Origin of the sequence: Paenibacillus sp. 2RAB27 (assembly GCF_052115445.1) — a bacterium.
Lineage (GTDB): Bacteria > Bacillota > Bacilli > Paenibacillales > NBRC-103111 > Paenibacillus_E.
This window is the reverse complement of record NZ_JBFRGR010000022.1, coordinates 71353-92810: the sequence shown is the minus strand read 5'-3', so window position 1 is coordinate 92810 and position 21458 is coordinate 71353. Positions and strand designations below refer to the sequence as shown.

Sequence of the window (21458 nt, the reverse complement as noted above, 5' to 3'; positions counted from 1 at the left end):
ATATTAGGAGGAAATACCCTTTATGAAGAAAACATTATCCGTAGTTCTTACTTCCGCAATGGCTTTTTCCATGTTCTCGGCTGTCGCTTTTGGTAAAACATCTGCCGACTTCACTGACTTGAAAGATCTTGATGCAGCAACACAAACGAAATTTGATGCTATGATCTCTGCTGGTATCTTTGACGGCGTGAGCGACACGACTTTTGGCTTGAAAGAAGAAATGAATCGCGCTCAATTCGCTAAAGTAGCAGCTCTGATTATGGGTCTTGATGTAAATAAAGATCTTACAACTTCAAGCTTTACTGATGTTAGTGTAACCGACGCGGCTAATGGTTATGCACTTCCTTACATCGAAGCTTTGAAAACAGCTAATGTAACGGATGGTTATGCAGAAGGTCAATACAACCCGGCTGGTAAAGTAACAAAAGAACAACTAGCTACTTTCTTGGTACGTGTTCTTGGTAAAGACGCAGAAGCAAAAGCTTCGACTGGTACAGATGCGACAGTTTCTGGATGGGCACAAGGTTATGTAGCTGAAGCACTTGCATTGAAAGTTCTTTCCAATAATGCAGATGGAACGTTCGGTGGTATCACGAATGCAACTCGTGATCTTCTTGTAACTGGCGCATACGAAGCAAAACAACAATATGTACCAGCTGGTCAAGTTTCTTTAACGGAAGCGAAAGCTACTGGTATTCAACAAGTAACAGTAACGTTCAATAAACCAGTTGATACGACGAAAGCAACAGTTGCTTTGACTAAAGGTACAACTAACGTTGCAACAACTGCTAAGTTTGCAGATGATAAGAAATCAGTTGTGCTAACTTTGACTGATGTTAAAGTATCAGAAGGCGAATATACAGCAACACTTTCCGGCCTTGATGCAGCTAGTGTAGCTAAAGCTACGGCAACATTTACAGCTGAGAATGAAAAAGTATCAAAACTAAGCTTTGTAAATGTAAGTGATGTGGTTCCGCAAGTAAAGGATTTCGTCATTCAACTTAAAGCTGAGAACCAATATGGTGAAAATGCAACATTAAATGGTGGAAACTACTCGGTATTCGGTTACACAGGTTCAATTACCCGTAATGCAGATAATGGCTACCTCGAGCTTAAAGTAGATACGAGCGACACATCCAGATATCCTACTGAAATTGGTGTACTACCAATCACGGTTAGCTTGAATCAGTCGGCTGTATCAGTATCCAAAACATTTAAAATTGGGACTGAACAACGCGTTTCTAAAGTTGAACTAGGAACTGCGACTTATGAAAATGGTAAAACGGCACTATCAAGTGAAGGCGATAAAGTAACATATGACATCACAAGATATGATCAATACGGTTATAAAGTAGTAGCTGATGCTGCTGCATCAATTATGCCTGTTATTACACCTACTGACATGAATATTCTAGATAAAAAAGTTGAAGATAACAAAGTGGTAGTTACAGTAGCAACTGGTAAAAAGGTTGATAAAACGAGTGATTACACAGTAACTTACTACGAAGGCGGAGCTTCTGCGACGGCTACAGTATCTCTAAAAGCTGGTGCTGTACCAACTAAACTAGAATTCGGCACTTATAACGGAGTTGTTGCTGATGGTGATACTAGTGCAAAATACATTCCAATCGTAGCTTATGATACGGAAGGCAATGCTCTATCCACACAAGATATTGTTGACAATGCAGGTAGCATTAACTTCACAGTTTCTGGTGCAACAGTAGCTACAGGGACAGATGTAACTTCGAATGGTATTGTAAAATATGGTGAAAACAAAGGTAAACTAAAACTAAGCTCGATCCAAGCAAAAGAGAGAGGCGTTGTATACCTATACATGTCCATCTACAATGCTAACGTACAGACACAAGCACAACTTCCGTTGACTGTGGTTGCAGCTCGCACACCAGAGAGTGTATTGCTATCAGGTGATGAGCCAACGACAAAAGCATTGGTAAATGCTACAACAACATTTAAAGTTCTTGTAAAAGACCAATATGGCGAAACGCTTGATACAGTCCCTACAGGATACGAAGTGAATGTAAATGTAGAAGGAACAACTGCAGGTGTTACTGTAGATTCCGCAGCGCAAGCTACTGGAGATAACTTCAAAACCGATCTAAAAGGAAAGCTTAATGATAAAGAGATTACTTTCACGGCAGCTTCCCTGGGTAAAACAACAGTTAAAGTAGCACTTACAAAAGGTGGGCAAGAAGTAGCGCCAGCTTTGAAAAGAACTGTAGAGGTTGTAGAAAACTCAGATCTAGTGTATAAAGCAAAAGCAGTTTCAGATGTATTTGCAATTACAACAAATGAACTAGCAAAAACAGGCGATTTTGCAAATGGTTCAGTGAGTAAATTTGCAAAAACATTAGGGGTTACAGTAACGGATAAATCAGGTAACACAGTTGCTGTACCAAGTGATCTTAAAGCAGTGAAAACAGCTTATACAACTGATTCTAATATCGCTACAGTAACGACGGATGGTAAAGTATTAGGTCAACGTGTAGGTACTGCGACAGTTACTGCTGTGGTGTATAAAGCGAATGGCGAAACGGAAGACTTCACTTACACAGTAAATGTAAAAGCAGACGCGCCAACAGTTGCAACACTGACTGCAGATGCAAGTGCAACATACAGTTCAACTAAGGATGTAGCTCAAATGTTGAATGTAAAAGCTGTTGATAACTATGGCACAGAGTACAAATATACAGATGGTGGCGTAAATGAAGTCAAAGCATACCAAGATTTCTTAGGGGTACAATATATTATCTCTGATGTTCAAGGTGGCGGAACTGTAGTATACAACCCGAGCACTGATAAAATAACAATTAGTGGAACTGTTAATGAATTTGTTGTAAAAACAATTGCATCTAACGGTAAAACAACAAGCACTGTAGTTTCGAACTAATAAATTTAATAAAAAAGGAGTCATCTTTGGGAATTTCCCAAGGATGACTCCTTTTTGTTTTTAATTATTTTTATAAGTTCAAGCGATTCAAAAATTATTTTTTATTTTTTTATAGGTAAACGCAACTTTTTAAGATTATATGCGTTTAATACTTTGAAAACAAAATGAAGTGATCAAAAATAAAAAAAACTTTACGGAGCTATTCGACCATTGTATAATGTGAATTGGTATGAATGGATATTATCGTGAAATTACTAGTTTCTAAAGTAGCCAATAGAGCTACTAATGAACTTAGTTATACTTTATGCTCTAACTCTGGAAAGGAGGTGAACCAAAAATGAGTACATCGAGCTCAAATAATAATGGTTTTAAAGAAAAAAATTATACAGATATTCAAGGAGGAGAAAAAAAGGTTATGAAAAAAAGTTTATCCGTAGTTCTAACAGCAGCAATGGCATTATCCATGTTTTCTTCCGTAGCATTTGGTAAAACATCCGCTGATTTCACAGATCTTAAAGATCTTGACGCAGCTACAAAAGCAAAGTTTGACGCTCTTATCAGCGCTGGTATTTTTGATGGCGTGAGCGACACAACTTTCGGTTTGAAAGAAGAAATGAACCGTGCTCAATTCGCGAAAGTTGCAGCTTTGATCACTGGTATCGAAGTTAATAAAGATCTTAAAACTTCCAGCTTCTCCGATGTTAAAGCGGATGACGCAGCTAACGGCTACGCACTTCCTTTCATCGAAGCTTTAAAAGCTAATGGTATCACTGATGGTTACGGTGAAGGCACTTACAACCCAGCTGGTAAAGTAACAAAAGAACAACTTGCTACTTTCTTGGTTCGCGTTCTTGGTAAAGATGCTGATGCTAAAGGCAAAACAGGTACTGATGCAACAGTAACTGATTGGGCACAAGGTTATGTAGCACTTGCACTTGAATTGAAACTTCTCTCCAATGGAGCAGACGGTAAATTCGGTGGTACATCCAACGCAACTCGCGATCTTCTTTTGACTGGTGCATACGAAGCGAAAGCTCAATACGTATCCCCAGGTAAAGTATCCGTTTCCGAAGCAAAACCAACTGGCGTACAACAAGTAACAGTTAGCTTCAGCAAACCAGTTGATGATACTAAAGCTAAAGTTGCTTTGACAAAAGGTAGCTTGGCAGTAGCAACAACTGCAAAATTTGCAGATGACAAAAAATCAGTTGTTTTGACTTTGACTAGCGTTAAACTTACAGATGGCAGCTACACAGCTACGCTTTCCGGTCTTGATGCAGCTAATGTTGACAAAACAACAGCTACATTCACAGCTGAGAACGAAAAAGTTACTAAACTTAGCTTCGTAAACGCTAGTGATAAAATTCCACAAGTAGCTAACCTAGTTCTTTCAGTTAAAGCTGAAAACCAATATGGTGAGAATGCTACTTTGAACGGTGGTAACTACTCCGTATTCCCTTCAACTGCTGGTACATTGACTCGTAATGCTGACACAGGTTACCTTGATTTGAAAGTAGACACTCATGACGCAGGATTATATCCAACCGAAATTGGTGTGTTCCCAGTAACTGTAAGCTTGAATCAATCTGCTATTTCCGTATCCAAGACATTTAAAATTGGTACAACGCAGCTAGTATCCAAAGTTGAGCTTAAAGATGCAGTTTATGCAACTGGTAAAACTGCTCTATCTGCTGAGGGCGACCAAGCTACATTTGATATTACAAGATATGACCAATATGGATTCAAAATGGTAGCTAATGCTTCAACTAGTATTACTCCTGTTATTACACCTACAGACATGAACATCTTAGATAAAAAAGTTGAAGATAATAAAGTGAAAGTTACAGTAGCTACAGGTAAAAAGGTTGATAAAACTGCTGATTATACTGTAACTTATTATGATACTGGAGCTTCAGCAACTGCAAAACTATCCTTAAAAGCAGCAAGTGTACCTACGAAATTAGAATTTGGTAGTTTCACTGGAACAATTGCAGACGGTGATACAGCTGATAAGTTTATTCCTATCGTTGCTTACGATGCTGAAGGGAAACAACTTTCTGCACAAGATATTGTTGACAATTCCGACAGCATTAGCTTCACAGTTTCAGGTGCCTCTGTTGTTAATACTGGTTCAGAAGTAACTTCCAAAGGTATTGTTAAATATGGTGAGAACAAGGGTAAATTGAAAATTAACAATGTGACTGCAAAAGAGAGAGGCGTAGTTTACCTCTACATGTCAATCTACAATGCTAACATTCAAACGCAAGCTCAATTACCATTGACGGTTGTGGCTGCACGTACACCTGAGAGTGTAATTCTTTCTGGAACTACAGAACCAGCTAAAAAAGCTCTACCTACTGCAACTACAACTTACAAAGTTTTGGTTAAAGACCAATATGGCGAAACATTGACAGATGTACCAAGTGGTTATGCAGTAACAGCAAATGTTGAAGGTACTTCCTCTGTTGTAACTATCGCTAATGCAACAGTAACACCAACAACATTAAATACAGGCGACAATCCTATTAATTCTGTTCTTAAAGATAATCTGAATGACAAAGAGATTAAGTTCACTGCAGGCTCAACTGTAGGTAAAACAACTCTTAAATTCACGATTACTAAAGGTACGACTGAAATCTCTACACCGTTCAAGAGAACTGTTGAAGTTATTGAAAACAAAGACTTGACATACTCAGCTAACACGCTTTCCGATTTGTTCGCTATTCAAACAAATGATAAAGCGAAAGTAAGCACAAGCATCTTTGCTGACGGAGCTCAAAGTAAATTTGCTAAAGGTGTAGCTGTTACTGTTAAAGATAAGGCTGGCGACACTGTAGCAGTTCCAGATGCATTGAAAGCAGTTAAAACTGCATTTGTGGTGGATCCTAACATTGCTACTGTAACTGCTGCTGGTAAAGTGCTTGGTCAAAGAGTAGGTACAACTACTGTTACCGCTGTTGTTTACAAGGCTAATGGTGAAACACAAGACTTCACTTACACTGTAAATGTAAAAACTGATGCACCTGTAGTTGCAACATTAACAGCTGATGCAACTGCAACTTACAGTGCAGCAAAAGATGTTGAGTATTTGGTTAATGCTAAAGTTGTTGACAACTACGGTGTTGAGTACAAATATGTTACTGGAAGTCCAGATGTGAACAACATCAAGGTATACAATGACTTCTTTGGAGTTCAGTACATCATCTCTAACGTACAAGGTGGCGGAACTGCGAAAATTGATACAGATCCAGCAAACACTGCAACATATGGTAAAGTAGTTTTGACTGGCGTTGTTAACGAATTTGTTATCAAAGCAGTTTCTAGCAATGGCAAAACAACAACAACACTTGTAACAAGATAATAATTAATGTTAAGTTTAAAGAGACCCTTCGGGGTCTCTTTTCTCATTTATTCAAACGGAGGAACACCAAATGAACAAACAGAAAAAGCTCCTACTTCTGAGTGCTTGTAGCTTTATAGTTTTAACTTTTTCATCTACTTCCCAAGCCGAAGCCCCATCACCAGGTACAACCGACCCGCTGATCACCCAAAGCTATTTCGAACTGCACACATTGAGCGAAGCCAAGGTGAAGGAGATTGTGGCCTCCGCGATCGCAGCGAATGCTGGCGGGAGCAACGGAGGCACGAGCACTACCCCTACGGCAGCTGCGATTATGAAGGTTGTCCAATTGGAAAATGGACAAACCTTGTATGCCGGCGCTGGCGCGGAATTTATCGTGCGAAGCGGCAAAGTACTAGCCGTGAGCAACGATGAGAACGGCATCCCGGATGTAACGGGAGGCAAGGATCTGCCAGCAGGGACGGAAGTCGCGCTGAATCATCTTTTAATTTTCCCAACGGAGGGCCGCGGGATTAAGCCTTCGCCAAAAAATGACACGTCCATATATGTCATGGTACGTGGTGGATTTTTGATTTTGAATGCAGACGGTAGTAAAGTTCCGCAATAAATAAATGTCTACTCCATAATTTTACCCAAAATGACAACTTCTTATTCGGTTCACGGAGCCGATTCTAGCCATACTATTAGCGTATCCMGTTAATCGGGTAGCTGCTTATGGAGTGCATGATCTGAACAAAAACTCTAAGGAGGCGTTTGGGTATGGCTAGAAATAAAGTGGTTCCGGAATCGAAAAAGGCTTTGGATATTTTAAAATACGAAATTGCTGCTGAATTAGGTCTGCCAGTAGGCCATTCGATGTCTGCCAATGCAGATACAGAATTTGCGGGTGAGCTTGGTTCTATTCCTTCAAGTTCTATGAAAAAAGACTACTGGGGACATATCACCTCCAGGGATGCAGGCGCTGTAGGCGGGCGTATTACGCAGCGTCTGATTCAGAGAGCAGAAGAAACCTTGTTTACCTTGTAGGTATTATTCCTTCTATTATAGTGATGAGAAAGAGGTCGGCTATAGGCTGACCTCTTTCTTCAAATTTTCAGAGATTACAAAATGTTCACGAACTCAGTTGTTAATATATAGAGTAGTATAGATAATAGCTGTGAAAAAAAAGTGAAGCGTACCTTAAAGTAAACTTAATAAGAAGATTAATGATATTGGAAATTATAAATTGACATTACACGACAAATAAAGTAGGATGGTTAATTGAAGGTCAATATTCAATTTAACCTTTTCCAATAGGGGAAGGTTCATTTTAATGTTGTCTTTATTCATGTATTGTCTTTATTTATGCTTTATCTATTTGTACCAGTGCGGAATTCAAAGATCTTATCAGCGCATGAGCGCAAAAGAGGGATTCCGTTTGGCGAGAAAAGCTAACGCTAAAGCCGGGCCCGATTTTTTTATCATAGAGGCATCGAGTAGAAGCTTTTCAAACATACTAAATGTAATGTAGGAGGATGAATAATATGGCTCAAGTTCGTGGACGTCGTTTATTTACATCCGAATCCGTAACAGAAGGTCATCCAGATAAAATTTGTGACCAAATTTCTGACTCGGTTTTGGATGCATTTCTTGCTAATGATCCGAATGCTCGTGTAGCATGTGAGGTATCTGTAGCAACTGGTTTGGTTTTGGTAATTGGTGAAATCACTTCGAAGTCTGAATATGTAGATATTCAAGCAATTGCAAGACAAACAATTAAAGACATTGGTTACACACGCGCGAAGTATGGTTTCGACTCCCAAACATGTGCGGTTCTCGTTTCGTTGAACGAGCAATCTCCTGATATTGCACAAGGTGTTGACAGAGCCCTTGAAGCAAGAGAAGGTAACATGTCTGATGAAGAAATCGAAGCAATTGGTGCTGGTGACCAAGGGTTGATGTTTGGTTTTGCAGTAAATGAGACGCCTGAGCTTATGCCTCTTCCGATCTCTATTTCTCACCAATTGGCTCGTCGTTTGACTGAAGTTCGTAAGAACGGCACTCTTCCATACTTGCGTCCAGATGGTAAAACTCAAGTAACTGTTGAGTACATCGATGATAAACCTGTTCGTGTAGATGCAATCGTTGTATCCACACAGCATGATGAGAACACAACTTTGGAGCAAATCCAAAAAGATATTAAAGAACATGTTATTCTTCCAATCGTTCCAGCACATTTGTTGGATGAGAAGACGAACTACTTCATCAACCCAACTGGCCGTTTTGTTATTGGCGGTCCTCAAGGGGATGCAGGTCTTACAGGTCGTAAAATTATCGTTGATACGTACGGTGGTTATGCTCGTCATGGCGGCGGCGCATTCTCCGGTAAAGATCCGACAAAAGTTGACCGTTCTGGTGCCTACGCGGCGCGTTATGTTGCGAAGAATATCGTAGCAGCTGGCCTTGCTGAGAAATGTGAAGTTCAATTGGCTTACGCGATTGGTGTTGCTCGTCCAGTATCCATTGCTATTGATACGTTCGGTACGGCTAAAGTGAGTGAAGAGAAGCTTGTAGAGCTGATCCAATCCAACTTTGACCTACGCCCAGCGGGTATCATTAAAGAACTTGATCTTCGTCGTCCGATTTACCGTCAAACTGCGGCTTATGGTCACTTCGGCCGTAACGATCTAGATGTTCCTTGGGAGCGTACAGATAAAGCAGAATCATTGAGAACTCAAGCGTTAGAGCTTAAGCATTAATAGAGAGAGGCCGTCCTTTTGGGGCGGCTTTTTGTTTGTATATTACCAACAAAATCTTAATTTGCTACAGTAAACATTTTATTTTCCTTTTGCTAATAAACGTGGTACTATATATATATGTCATCTGATGCTAATTCATAGGGAATTATGTTATGATGAATACTAGATAAGTTCTGGTTTATTAGAGGAAGGGAGAGCGATATCTTGGAAAACGAATTGAAAGACGCACTTGCCGCTATACTTAAAGCAGAATTATCACCAGTACTTATGGGCCTTGATGGGATTGATTCTCGATTAAATGGTATGGATGTAAGATTTGATAGTATCGATGCTCGCTTAGGGAGAATAGAGTTAGAACAAGCGCAAATCAAACAAGCCGTATTGGAAACTAATGAGATTGTGAAGCGGATAGAACTTGTTCAAGCGCAACAACATGAAATTATTGTTCTTCTGTCAGCACGTTCGATTGAACACGAGGCTAAACTTAGACGAATTTTGTAAACATATATAAGCATCTCAAGCAGAGAGCAAACCCAGTAGGGTTGTGCTCTCTTTTTACTTTTTTACCCATTATCTGTGACATATGAATACAACATGGGGAATATCGTAACTTTTTCCATAGTTTAAGAGTCTATATAGTTATCGGTTTAAAGATAGATACTAGACTTAGATTAAAAAGAGGAGTGGAACGGCAACGTGAAGGTACAGAGGCAAGTAGGAGTAGCAGCGCTGGCTTGCGCTATGGTGTGGCAGTTGGTATCGGGAGTTACGGTAAATGCGGCAGGCACGAAGCTGACGTTGAGCTCGCAAGAGACGATCACATCAGGTGCAATTATGAAGAATTATGTATGGTCGACAACACGAAGCAATAAGGATGTATCGGTGAACGCCAATGTGATCGAAGTGGATCTGACGAACCCGAACGTGAAGATAGACGCAATGGCAGGAACAAACAATCAGTTCACGAAGAACCAGAGTGTGCTCGGCATGGTGAAGGATACAGGCGCTGTAGCAGGCGTGAACGGGGATTTCTACAATACCCAGGCGGAAGGCGTACCAGAGGGGGCGCAAATCACGAATGGACAGGTGATGGCGACGCCAGCGAAGATTTCGGGATTGTACTCGTTTGCTATTACGAAGACGAATCAACCAATTATTGATATTTTCGATTTCCAGGGTACGGTTACGGCAAAGGATGGGACAAAGTTCGAGCTGGGTGGCGTGAACAAAACGTTCTACTGGGACGATAACGATGTTCCGCTGATTGCGGATGGTCTTTTCCTTTATACAAGTGCTTGGGCGATGACACAGCGAGCTGTGGATGGGACACACGTACCTACTGAGGCGCTTATCCAGAACGATATCGTTAAGGAAATTCAAGTTGATACGAATGTGAAAATGATTGCTCCTGCAGATGGGTATATCCTTAGGGGCTCCGGTTTGGCTAGAGAATTTATTGTAAATCATCTCAAGGTTGGCGATAAAATCTCGACGAAGTACGACATGATTCCACACGATGCGTCGAAGACATATGATTGGAAGAACTTCAAAATGCTAATCGGCGGTAGCACATTGCTGGTGGATGAGGCGAAGCCGAGCTATTTTACGCGGAATATTAATGATTTCAACGGATATAGTCCCGTTTCTAGGACAGCAGTGGGTTACTCCAAGGATCTGAAGAAGGCTTATATTATAACAGTGGATCGCAACGGTCCTAGTGCAGGGATGACGCTGCCAGAGCTGCAGCAATTCATGATTGATGCTGGTGTATGGAGAGGGATGGTCCTCGACGGCGGTGGATCGACACAGATGGTGTCTAGGCCGCTTGGTGATGTAGATCCGAAGTTAGTGAACAAAACACAGAACGGGAATCAACGTGCGGTAGCAAATGGTTTGGGCGTATATTCGACAGCGCCAAAGGGTGATTTGTTAGGTCTTATTTTAAAAGGGCAATCCTTATTATTCGTAAATGAATCCAGCACTTATCAATTCAAAGCTTATGATGATTATTATAATCCTATAGCCGTAACAGGTATTGTACCACAATGGAGCAGCACGATGGCCAATGGCTCGTTCAAGGATAACGTATATACACCAACAATGCCTGGGAAAACGCAGATTGTCGCAAAATCAGGTAAAGGATCCGCAACGATGGATGTCGAAATTGTCGGGCGTGATCAAATTACGTCGATGGCTTTTAGCTCAGGGTCATTTTCATTGACAGAAGGTGGCGATTTCAAGCTTCCTATTACTGTTACAACACGAAGTGGAGCAACTCGGGAATTACCCGCGGCATCAGCGACTTGGGAGCTAAGCGGAGTTAAAGGTACCATTACGAACGGGGTTCTCCACGTAGATAGTACAGCGGGCGCACAAACGGCTCAGGTTATCGCACGATACGATGGGTATAGCACCATGGTCACTTTGCCTGTAGGACAGGAGAAAGTGTGGTACGATTTAGATAAATTTGCTGTTATGACAACAGGGGACAAATATCCGGCTGAGGTCGTTTMCACCGTTAATATTGTGCAAAACAATGGAAATAAGAACTTAGAAATCGCCTATGATTTCTCCAAGGGACAAGGAACGAAAGCAGCTTATGCAAGGTTTAATAATGGGAATGGCGCGCCGATTGAGGGTGAACCTGAATTTATAACGGCTAAAGTCTTGGGTGATGGCAGCTTCAACTGGGTCCGTGCAGAGGTCATTGATGCGGATGGTAAGTTGAATTATGTTAGTTTTACGGAAAATATGAACTGGACAGGCTGGCGCAAGGTGACGGCGGATGTGTCGGATCTGAAGGCACCGTTCCTTGTGAAAAGCATTTATGTCGCAAATCCAGCTAACGGGCAGGATGAAAGAGCCGCGAAAGGGAAAATTAATATTGACGATATTTCATTCATTTATAAAGGACAAATGCCAGCGCTACCGAAGAGTGCAGTTAAACTTACTGTAAATAAGAAGCAAGCAACTTTGAATAGCAAGCCGATGACGTTGGAACAAGCACCGACGATCGTGAAGGATAATACGTTGGTTCCGATTCGTTTTGTCACAGAAGCATTGGGTGGCACTGTAAAGTGGGATGACAAAGAACGTAAGGTAACTGTCCTTCGAGGTGATAAACTAATTGACCTATGGATTGATCAAGCTGATCTGCTTGTAAATGGCGGTCGTGTCACGGCAGAAGTGGCTCCAGCGATCATGAATAATGTGACAATGGTCCCATTACGGCTCATTTCGGAGCGATTAGGCTTCAAAGTAGGCTGGGATCCCCAGAATTACGGAATTTCTATTGAATAAATAGTACTAGAAGTACACGGCAAACGGGAAGAACTATGCTACAATATGGGGTAGACAACTTACTATTATAAGGTTTTATTAAAAGGAGCTCGTTTCATGTGCAACCAGACGCTATAGACAAGGTCATAACCAACGCCATTAACGTCATGGAAAGCAGCAAGTATCAATTGTTTGAGATTGCTGAGTCATCACGCTTAGAGAAGGAGTCGCTTACTCGGGAGCTCAATGACATTAAGCATGAGACGGGTGTCACGATTGATCTCGTGGATATGTTAGAGAAAGAATATAAGAGGTCGCGGATCCGGCTCACGGAAGTGAGTCGAGATTTCAACAAGTATCGAGAAGAAGATATCAAGATTGCTTATGAAGCCGCTATCGCTTTTCAATTACAGCTAACCGTTGCGCGGGAAAAAGAGAATAATCTCAAGATCCGCCGCAATGACCTGCAGGTTCGCATGAAGAATGTGGACAAGCAGGTAGAACGCGCCGAAACGATCGTCTCTCAGATGAATGTTGCACTGGAATATTTATCAGGGGATCTCAATCAGTTAACCCGTATTATTGAGTCGGCTAAGAATCGACAACTGCTGGGGCTCAAAATTATTTTGGCCCAAGAGGAAGAACGCAAACGAATCGCTCGCGAAATTCATGATGGAATGGCTCAAACCTTGGCGAATGTTGTGCTTCGGACTGAAATTGCCCATCGGATGCTCGTCAAGGAAGATATTTCGGCGGTGAAGGATGAGTTAGTTGATTTAAAGGGACAAGTCAGAAATGGCCTTGAAGAGGTTCGCAAAATTATTTTCAACCTCCGACCAATGGCGCTCGATGATTTAGGGATTGTGCCTACATTACGGAAATATGTGCAGGATTTCGAAGACAAATATCGAATCCACACACAGTTTAACTTGGTCGGGAAAGAAACACGCATCCCGTCTGGGTTGGAAATTGCCATTTTCCGCTTGGTGCAGGAAGCTTTATCGAATATAAACAAACATGCCAAAGCAACCTTCTTGTCTGTTGAACTCACGCTAGAACCAGATCAAGTACAGATTTACGTTGTAGATAACGGAATCGGCTTTGATGTTCCGCTAACAGAACTAAGAATAGCCAAGGGGAATAACTTTGGTTTACTGGGAATGAGAGAGCGTGTGGAGCTGCTAGAAGGTACCATGGTTCTGGAGTCCGAGAAAGATTCAGGAACAAAAATTACGATGCTCATCCCTATCGGCGGCGTTGGAGAGAACAAGGAGGAAAACTAGAATGGACAACACGGCGAGTCACAAACGCAATGTACATATTGTCATTGCAGACGATCATCAGCTTTTTCGTGAAGGTGTTAAACGGATCATTAATATGGAAGATGACATGGAAGTTATCGGCGAGTGTGGCGACGGCATCCAAGTCATTGAATTGTGCAATCAAATCACGCCCGATATCGTGCTCATGGACATCAATATGCCTCTGGAGAACGGTGTCATTGCAACAGAACGTCTGAAACTGATTTTTCCTGATATTAAAGTCATCATTCTATCTATCCACGATGATGAGAGCTACGTGTTTGAGACGCTTCGTAAAGGAGCTTCAGGTTACTTGCTGAAGGATATGGAAGCAGAGTCGCTGATTAATGCGATTCGTTCTGTCGTTGCAGGACACGCCTACATTCATCCTAAGGTAACGGGTAAGCTAATCAATCAACTAAGACGTATGACGTATCTGGATGACGTTGGTGTGGTTGGTACGGGCACAGGCGTGAAGGATTCCGGATTGAAATACATACATAATGCGAATAGCCCACTAACCAAAAGGGAAGCAGAAGTGCTTCGACTTATGGCGGAAGGCAAGAGCAATAAGCTGATTGGCGAATTCTTGTACATCAGTGAGAAAACAGTGAAAAACCACGTGAGTAGTATTCTTCAAAAAATGGAAGTCGATGACCGTACGCAAGCGGTAATTATTGCAATCAAGAATGGTTGGGTAACATTGTAACTCGCTATCCTGCTTTTCTGCGCCTATAGGAACCCCCCTTTGCACTGTCGCATACACTGCAGGTAAGGGAGGGACCCGCTATGTGGATTGGATTGCTTTGTATCTTCGGTTGCTATGGCGTGAGCATTATCGTGCTGCATCTCTTATTGGGTACCCGTAAGGGAATGAAGAAGAAGCCTGCTACAGTGTTACTTGTTACCAAAAACAATCAAAATCAAATTGAGTGGGTTATTCGCTCATTATTTTTCTTTTCACGTGTAAGAGGAAACCAGGTCAAGGCTACGGTTATTGACGAGGGGTCGTCTGACGATACAAGAGAGATCATTGAGCGTTTATCCCAAACGTATGCCATAGAGCTGCGTGTACAGTCTGACTATGATGCTGTTGATCGTTTTCTGAGTCAGCATGATGAAGATCCTGTTATACTTGTTCACCTCAGTAATAGGGAGGATCTCGTGAAGATTCCTGTTGTCTGAGAGCAAACGCTTTCAATAAATCCTACACTTCAACCGACATACGCGCCAAATAATTTGATGAAGAGAGTACGGTGAGGAATGAAGGTTCAGATCTATGCCGTTCACAAGGGACATGTGTGGGAGTGGCAATTCACGATACATGCCCAGACAGATATCCAATATTGGTTCGAGCACTACGCAGCCGACGCCGGCCTCGTATTGTTCGAACCTTTTGTTTCGTTAGGGCAGGGCATGGAACTGCTTGAGAAGTTAAGAAAAAGTGATGCGATTTCTAAGGATACTAGTGAGAGTCGCTTACTTGCAATGATTAAGCGGGAAGCCGCTGTGCTTGGAATAGCGAAGGTGGATGAAATGCGTTCGGAAGTGATGGACTATAAGTTGTGGCGTGCTAAGCATGTGCGCAGCTTCCAGCTACACTCGTCCACTTATATTAGTCTCGTTGAAGCTTGCAGAGGGCGTTCGCTGTTGGTGGATGAGCTTCAGCAGCTAATAGATGCTTCTGGTGTTGAGTCGGCAGGGTTGGCGGGGTTGGAAGCTTCGTGGCCAGCCTATTTGCAACTCGCCTATCTCAATGGCGATGTGTCGCTTACGAGTGGCTTACACTTACAGGTAAAGCGTGACTGGCGGCGATGGTTCAGGAAGACTTCGCATTACGCTTGTAAACGCTGCGGCAGCGGCGAAGAGCGGATGTTCTGGTCGCCTTGCATGCATTGCGGCCAAGACTGCCCCTATTGTGAGGAATGCCTCACAATGGGCAGGGTTCGATCCTGCTCCTTGTTAGTGCTCGGCGGCTCGGGTGATGCACTGTCCACCGCTGCCGCAGAGGCTGCCGACGAATTTCAAGCTTACATAGAGCCCTGGGGGCTCAGTGATGCTCAGACCCACGCTTCCATGGAGGGGCTGCGCTACATCCAAGGCAAGCAACCTGGCCGCCCAGGCAAGTTCCTCATCTGGGCCGTTACAGGCGCCGGGAAGACAGAAATGATCTTCCCGTTCATACACTACACCGCCGCCCGGGGCGGGCGTGTCCTCATTGCTACACCACGCAAGGACGTGGTGCTAGAGCTGCAACCGCGCATCCAGCGTGCGTTCGCTGCATACAGCGTGGTCACGCTGTATGGCGGAAGCGAGCAACGCTGGGAGCAAGGGCAAATCACCATCGCAACAACGCATCAGTTGTTGCGGTTTCATCAAGCTTTTGACCTCGTCATCATCGATGAAATCGATGCCTTCCCGTACCACAATAACCCTATGCTAAGCTATGCAGCAGAGAAAGTGTGCAAACCCAGCGGGACGAATATCCTGTTGTCAGCGACTCCGCCTACGTGCGTTAGGCGCGCCGCAGAGCGCCGACGTCTTCCACATGTTCGTGTTCCCGTACGATTTCATAAACATCCCCTACCAGTACCTCAGTTGATATCTACGCCTACATTAAGAAAATCCATCGCTGCTCAATCCATCCCGCAGTCGATTCAATCCCGATTAGAAGTATCTATTGAACGTGGAGCGCAAGTTTTTGTGTTCGTTCCAAATATTCAGCTTGTGGAGCCGATGGTCATGCTGCTGAGAGAGAAGTTGAGCAAGGCCCCTAAAAGCGCAGCGGTTCGTGTAGAGGGCACCTCATCCAAAGACCTTTCGCGTACAGAGAAGGTACAGCTTTTCCGAAATCGGGAGATCCGCGTACTTGTCACGACAACCATCCTCGAACGTGGGGTAACAGTGCCCCAATCCGATGTTTTCATTTTGGATGCAGACTCGAAGTTGTTCGATGAAGCCGCGCTTGTCCAAATGGCAGGTCGAGCTGGGAGATCGAAGGATGACCCACATGGCAAGGTATACTTGGCAGCTGCAGAAATAACGAAATCACAGAAAGAGGCTGTTCGACAGATCCGTACGATGAATCGGATTGCGCGTAAACAGGGATTTCTACAAGGAGGCCAGGTATGAGCAAGTGGAGGCGGCTGGGGAACACGCTATTCTCACTATTAAGCCCTAAGCGGGAAGTGTGTTTATTGTGCAAACAGGCGACTAGTCTGGAAAGAGGCCAGTTGGGGCTTTGTCACACGTGCTACACCCGAATTCCGTGGATTCGAAAGGTGATTTGTTTATCTTGTGGACGAGGTGAGTATTGTCCAGATTGTCGTCGGAAGCCGCACACCTATTTCGCCAAAAGCCGAAGTGCCGTCCGATATGATGAGACGATGAAAGAGCTGCTGGCTAGATACAAGTATCGGGGAGACGAGCGTTTGAAGGCAGTTTTCGGTCATATGCTGGTTCATGCGTTTCAGCAACTTCAATTGGATCGGGTGCCAGCGTCAGCGGAGCGAGTTCGAGAGGTTATCACCTACGTGCCCGTAAGTGAGCAACGCATGCAAGAGCGTGGATTCAATCAAGCGGAACAAATGGCGAGAGAGTTAGGTAGAAGAGTTGGCCTCCCGGTCGTACGTCTACTCAATCGTTCCAAGCATACGGCGAAGCAAAGTTTTAAAAAGCGAAGTGAACGGATCGATGACCTTGCGCATGTTTTTAAATTTGATGTCACGGAATTGCGAGAAATAATGGGTAACGGGAACGCCGTCATCATTTATATCGTAGATGATGTGTACACAACGGGGAGTACGATGAATCAATGTGCGATGGTAATAAAAGAGAAAATGTCGATACCTGTCGAAATTTGCGGGCTTACCTGGGCGAGATAAATAGGTCAAAGTCCTATTTTCACAAAAATAGTAATAGGCAAAAGCTGTCGAATTGCGGTAAACTGGAATTAAAAAGTGGAAACTGGGCATGCTGAAAAGGGGGACATACTGTGAGTATGAATGTGGCAAATTGTCCGCGTTGTGGGAAAATATACGTGAAGGGCTTCGTAGAGCTTTGTCCGAATTGCGTGAAAGAGCAGGAGCTGCAATACGAGAAGTGTTTGAAGTACCTGCGTGAGAACAAGAGTGTCAACATCACTGAATTAAGCGACGCGACTGGGGTTAGCATTAAGCAAATCACTAAGTTTGTTCGTGAAGGTCGTATCTCCATTTATAATGCGCCTAACATGTCTTATCCGTGCGAAGTTTGTGGAACGCTCATTCGTGAGAACACGATTTGTGAGTTGTGTCGTCAGAAACTTGTGAAGGATGTTAGGAATACCTCGGAAGATGAGCGGCGGGATGAAGAGCGTAGACAGCAAGAGAATAGGATTACCTATAACATTCATGATCGACTGAAAAATAAGCGGTAATTCGAAATAGGTCTATAGAGATATAAAGTTTTATATAGAAGATGCCGATAATAGTACTAACGATTATCGGTTTTTTGTTTTTTTTAGGTCAGTGAGCATAGGAGTGTATCGGTATGAAAATTAATGAGAATGGTCGCATCGGCGCTGTGAATCCGTATAAGAAAGCTGGAGAGGCAACTTCCGCACAAGCTGCTGGTAAGAAAGGCAAAGTGAAGGATCAGGTTGAAATCTCTGCGGAAGCGAAGGAGCTTCTAGGAGCTTCAGGCAGTGCTCGTACGGAAGAGCAAAGCCTCAGAATCGAGTCATTGAAGAATTCGGTTTCTTCAGGGACTTATCACGTAGATGCTAAGAAAATTGCAGAGAAGCTGCTCCCTTATTTGAAATAAGTGTTTATATAGATGTATAAGGATTAGGAGAACGCCATGTCTATTCAACCGTTGATTACGATATTGGAACAGCTTCTTGAGGCGCATGAATCGCTGCTGGAGCTTTCCAGAGAGAAGACCCAAGAACTCGTCAGCAACAATGTGAATCAACTTAATCTGATTGTGAATAAAGAGAGCAAGATTGTTAGGCATATTAGTGAGCTAGATAAGCAGCGGTTTCATGAAATCGGCAAGTATCTCATTTCGCGCGGCTACAATCCGAATCCTCAAGTAACAGTGAGCGACTTGATTAGATTGATTTTCAAAGCGGAAGAGAAACAAGCCCTTTTGCATGCACATAAGCAGCTTGTGGTTGTCTTGGAGAAGTTGAAAGATATCAATGTATCCAATCAACAATTGATTCAGCAATCACTTTCATTTATAGATTATACCATCGACCTTGTGATGGGACCCTCTGAAGAGGATGTCGTTTATCGGAATCCCACCCTACAAAAGAGTGATAAGCGAATGGGGATGTTTGACAGAAGGGCATAGCTTCAAATTGGATCTGACTAAGAACATCTAGGGGGAATTGCTGTGGGATCTACATTCTCTGGCATTGAAATTTCAAAGCGAAGTCTATTCGCACAACAAACAGCCTTACAGACGACCGGACATAACGTAGCGAATGCGAATACGCAAGGATATACGAGACAGCGAGTAAATATGGTTGCTGCGCTCCCCTATGAACCTGCGAGCATGACGAGAAGTGCAGTACCAGGTCAGTTGGGACAAGGTGTTGAATTCGACCAGATTAAGCGAGTTCGCGAGAAGTTTCTGGACACGCAATTTTATGATGAGAACAAGACATTAGGCGAGTGGACCATTCGTCGAGATACCTTAGAGAAGTTGGAAGCTATCGTGAATGAACCTTCAGATACGGGGATCAGGCAAGTGGTGGAAGGGTTTTGGAGTGCTTGGCAGGATGTGAGTAAGGAACCTGATAACCTGACAGCACGTGCTGCACTTAAGGAAAAAGCACTAGCCATGACCGATGCTTTTAATCATACAGGTAAGCAATTGGATGATCTATCCACGAATCTGACTGATAATATATCCGTTAAGGTTTCTGAAGCCAATACGATGTTGAAACAAGTTGCTAATTTAAATAACGAAATTTTTAAAATAGAAGGACTGGGTAATAACGCAAATGATCTAAGAGATCAGAGGGATCTATTAGTTGATAACTTGTCCAAAATAGTGAATATAACCTCTATTGATACGTCTGGTGGATATACGTTGAGAATGGGCAGTGTTGAGCTAGTAAATGGAATTAATGTCACCAACCCAATTGATGCCAGTACAGTTGCTGCTGATTTGACATCCGGTAATCTGCAGAGCGGTGAGATCTATGGGATGCTTGTTTCCCGAGATCAATACTTAGACAGTTATAAATTTCAATTCAATTCTATGGTTAAAGCACTTGTCCAAGGTCCGGTATCGATAACGTTGCCTGCAGGCTCGGTAATCCCGGCTGGAGCAACACTGACTGGAGCGACACCAGGAACTACCCTAGCAGCCGACACGAAAGTCACGGTCAATGGAATTAACGGTCTGCATGCATTGGGATATACGTTGGAAGATCCACCGAAAAGCGGAATTCCGTTCTTTACTTTAAAAGAAGGTGCAACTGAGTTTAATGCAAACAGCCTTACCGTAAATCCTGAAATCGTCAAGAAAGTGGCCAATATTGCTGCTTCCTCTCGTACATATGTGGATACGGATGGTAACACCAAAGTAGTCAGAGGGAATAATGATATCGCATTAGCGTTGGCATCTTTCCAGAATCAGAAGTTTGACTTTGATCCAAGTTCTAACGGAACACCGCTATTGACTAGCGGTACGTTTGATGAGTTCCTTCGTGCTATCGTAGGACAGTTGGGTGTACAGTCACAAGAAGCTACAAGACAAACTACGAACCAACAGGCACTTGTGGATCAGGTCGATTCGAGAAGACAGTCTGTTAGCGGTGTATCTTTGGATGAAGAGATGGCGGACATGATTAAATATCAACACGCCTACAACGCTGCGGCTAGATCATTAACAACATTTGATGAAATGCTGGATAAAGTAATTAATGGTATGGGAACCGTTGGCAGATAATTATTTTAAATGAAAGGTGGGGACTTAATGCCAACCAGAATCACGCAAACGATGATTAATACCCAGATGGTTCGAAATTTGGGAACGAACCTCAATCGTATGGATAACTTGCAGAACCAGTTAGCGACTGGAAGAAGAATAAATAAGCCATCGGATGATCCGGTTGGACTTAGCTTTGCTATGAGATACCGCAGTGAGTTGTCTGCGAATGATCAATATCAAGCGAATGTGGAGTCTGCTACATCTTGGTTGGATTATACAGATTCGACGCTTGGCAAGGCAAATGAGGTCCTTCAGCGAGTACGCGAGCTTACTGTTAATGCAGCTAATGGATCAAACCCACAAACGGCTGAAGACGCTATTAATAGCGAAATTAAGCAGTTATACAGCCAACTCGTCGAGTTGGGCAATAGTGAATTTAATGGAAAGCATGTATTCAATGGACAGTTGACAGATTTAGCACCGTATACGGAGGAAAATGCTGCTATAATCGATGCGGATAGCTCAGCCATTCAATATGAAATTGGTGCAGGTGTACGGATTTCTGTTAATATTACAGGTGATCAAGTGTTTGGCAAATCAACCGATGCGGACAATGCATTTAAAATCATGCAAGATTTAATGACCGCTATGGGGACAAGTGATCTTAAAGGGATCAGTGATGGTCTGGCTCGTCTGGATACCAGAATGGAAAGCTTCTTATCCGTTCGCGCTGATGTAGGCGCCAAGATGAACCGTGTGGATTTATCAAATGAACGGCTGAAAGATATTAATACTAATCTACAGACACTGCAAACTAGAGTGGAAGATGTAGATGTTGCTGAAGCGATGACCAACCTCAAAACTTCGCAGAATGTGTATGAAGCATCTTTGTCGATAGGTTCACAGATTATACGACCAAGTCTAGTTGATTTTCTCAAATAAGG

17 protein-coding genes are annotated in these 21458 nt (G+C 43.0%); all 17 read left to right on the top strand.

Annotated features, from left to right (window positions below):
- Positions 1 to 22: 22 nt before the first annotated feature.
- Complete coding sequence (locus AB4114_RS25040; RefSeq protein ID WP_441990891.1) at positions 23 to 2908, top strand: S-layer homology domain-containing protein; 2886 nt, start codon at positions 23 to 25, stop codon at positions 2906 to 2908.
- A gap of 337 nt (positions 2909 to 3245) precedes the next feature.
- Entirely contained in the window at positions 3246 to 6269 is a 3024-nt protein-coding gene (locus AB4114_RS25035) for an S-layer homology domain-containing protein (RefSeq protein WP_441990890.1), read from the top strand.
- 70 nt (positions 6270 to 6339) lie between these two features.
- Positions 6340 to 6876, top strand: a complete 537-nt coding sequence (locus tag AB4114_RS25030; protein WP_441990889.1) for a hypothetical protein — start codon at positions 6340 to 6342, stop codon at positions 6874 to 6876.
- A gap of 152 nt (positions 6877 to 7028) precedes the next feature.
- Positions 7029 to 7295 carry a small, acid-soluble spore protein, alpha/beta type gene (locus tag AB4114_RS25025; RefSeq protein ID WP_441990888.1) on the top strand — a complete coding sequence of 89 codons (267 nt, stop codon included), beginning with the start codon at positions 7029 to 7031 and terminating at the stop codon, positions 7293 to 7295.
- 497 nt (positions 7296 to 7792) lie between these two features.
- On the top strand, positions 7793 to 9007 hold the full coding sequence (gene metK / locus AB4114_RS25020; protein WP_441990887.1) for a methionine adenosyltransferase: 1215 nt from the start codon (positions 7793 to 7795) through the stop codon (positions 9005 to 9007).
- Positions 9008 to 9211: 204 nt separating this feature from the next.
- A complete protein-coding gene (locus AB4114_RS25015) occupies positions 9212 to 9508 on the top strand; it encodes a hypothetical protein (RefSeq protein WP_441990886.1) in 297 nt (98 codons plus the stop codon).
- Positions 9509 to 9703: 195 nt separating this feature from the next.
- Positions 9704 to 12307, top strand: coding sequence for a stalk domain-containing protein (locus tag AB4114_RS25010; RefSeq protein WP_441990885.1), 2604 nt, complete (start codon positions 9704 to 9706; stop codon positions 12305 to 12307).
- Positions 12308 to 12405: 98 nt separating this feature from the next.
- The gene (locus tag AB4114_RS25005; RefSeq protein WP_171633325.1) at positions 12406 to 13569 is read left to right on the top strand and encodes a sensor histidine kinase; all 1164 of its coding nucleotides are present in this window, start codon (positions 12406 to 12408) and stop codon (positions 13567 to 13569) included.
- 1 nt (position 13570) lies between these two features.
- Positions 13571 to 14296 carry a response regulator gene (locus AB4114_RS25000; protein ID WP_056611570.1) on the top strand — a complete coding sequence of 242 codons (726 nt, stop codon included), beginning with the start codon at positions 13571 to 13573 and terminating at the stop codon, positions 14294 to 14296.
- 80 nt (positions 14297 to 14376) lie between these two features.
- Positions 14377 to 14772: a hypothetical protein gene (locus AB4114_RS24995; protein ID WP_441990884.1), complete on the top strand. Its 396-nt coding sequence runs from the start codon at positions 14377 to 14379 to the stop codon at positions 14770 to 14772.
- 78 nt (positions 14773 to 14850) lie between these two features.
- Positions 14851 to 16719 (top strand): DEAD/DEAH box helicase, encoded by a 1869-nt coding sequence (locus AB4114_RS24990; protein ID WP_441990883.1) that lies wholly within the window; start codon positions 14851 to 14853, stop codon positions 16717 to 16719.
- A complete protein-coding gene (locus AB4114_RS24985) occupies positions 16716 to 17471 on the top strand; it encodes a ComF family protein (protein WP_441990882.1) in 756 nt (251 codons plus the stop codon). Before AB4114_RS24990 ends, AB4114_RS24985 begins: the two co-directional genes overlap by 4 nt.
- 116 nt (positions 17472 to 17587) lie before the next feature.
- On the top strand, positions 17588 to 18004 hold the full coding sequence (locus AB4114_RS24980) for a TIGR03826 family flagellar region protein (protein WP_441990910.1): 417 nt from the start codon (positions 17588 to 17590) through the stop codon (positions 18002 to 18004).
- Positions 18005 to 18117: 113 nt separating this feature from the next.
- The gene (gene flgM / locus AB4114_RS24975) at positions 18118 to 18390 is read left to right on the top strand and encodes a flagellar biosynthesis anti-sigma factor FlgM (RefSeq protein ID WP_441990881.1); all 273 of its coding nucleotides are present in this window, start codon (positions 18118 to 18120) and stop codon (positions 18388 to 18390) included.
- Positions 18391 to 18426: 36 nt separating this feature from the next.
- Positions 18427 to 18924, top strand: coding sequence for a flagellar protein FlgN (locus AB4114_RS24970; protein ID WP_441990880.1), 498 nt, complete (start codon positions 18427 to 18429; stop codon positions 18922 to 18924).
- Between the two features lie 42 nt (positions 18925 to 18966).
- A complete protein-coding gene (gene flgK, locus AB4114_RS24965; protein ID WP_441990879.1) occupies positions 18967 to 20532 on the top strand; it encodes a flagellar hook-associated protein FlgK in 1566 nt (521 codons plus the stop codon).
- Between the two features lie 27 nt (positions 20533 to 20559).
- A complete protein-coding gene (gene flgL, locus AB4114_RS24960; RefSeq protein ID WP_441990878.1) occupies positions 20560 to 21456 on the top strand; it encodes a flagellar hook-associated protein FlgL in 897 nt (298 codons plus the stop codon).
- The last annotated feature ends 2 nt before the right edge of the window (positions 21457 to 21458 follow it).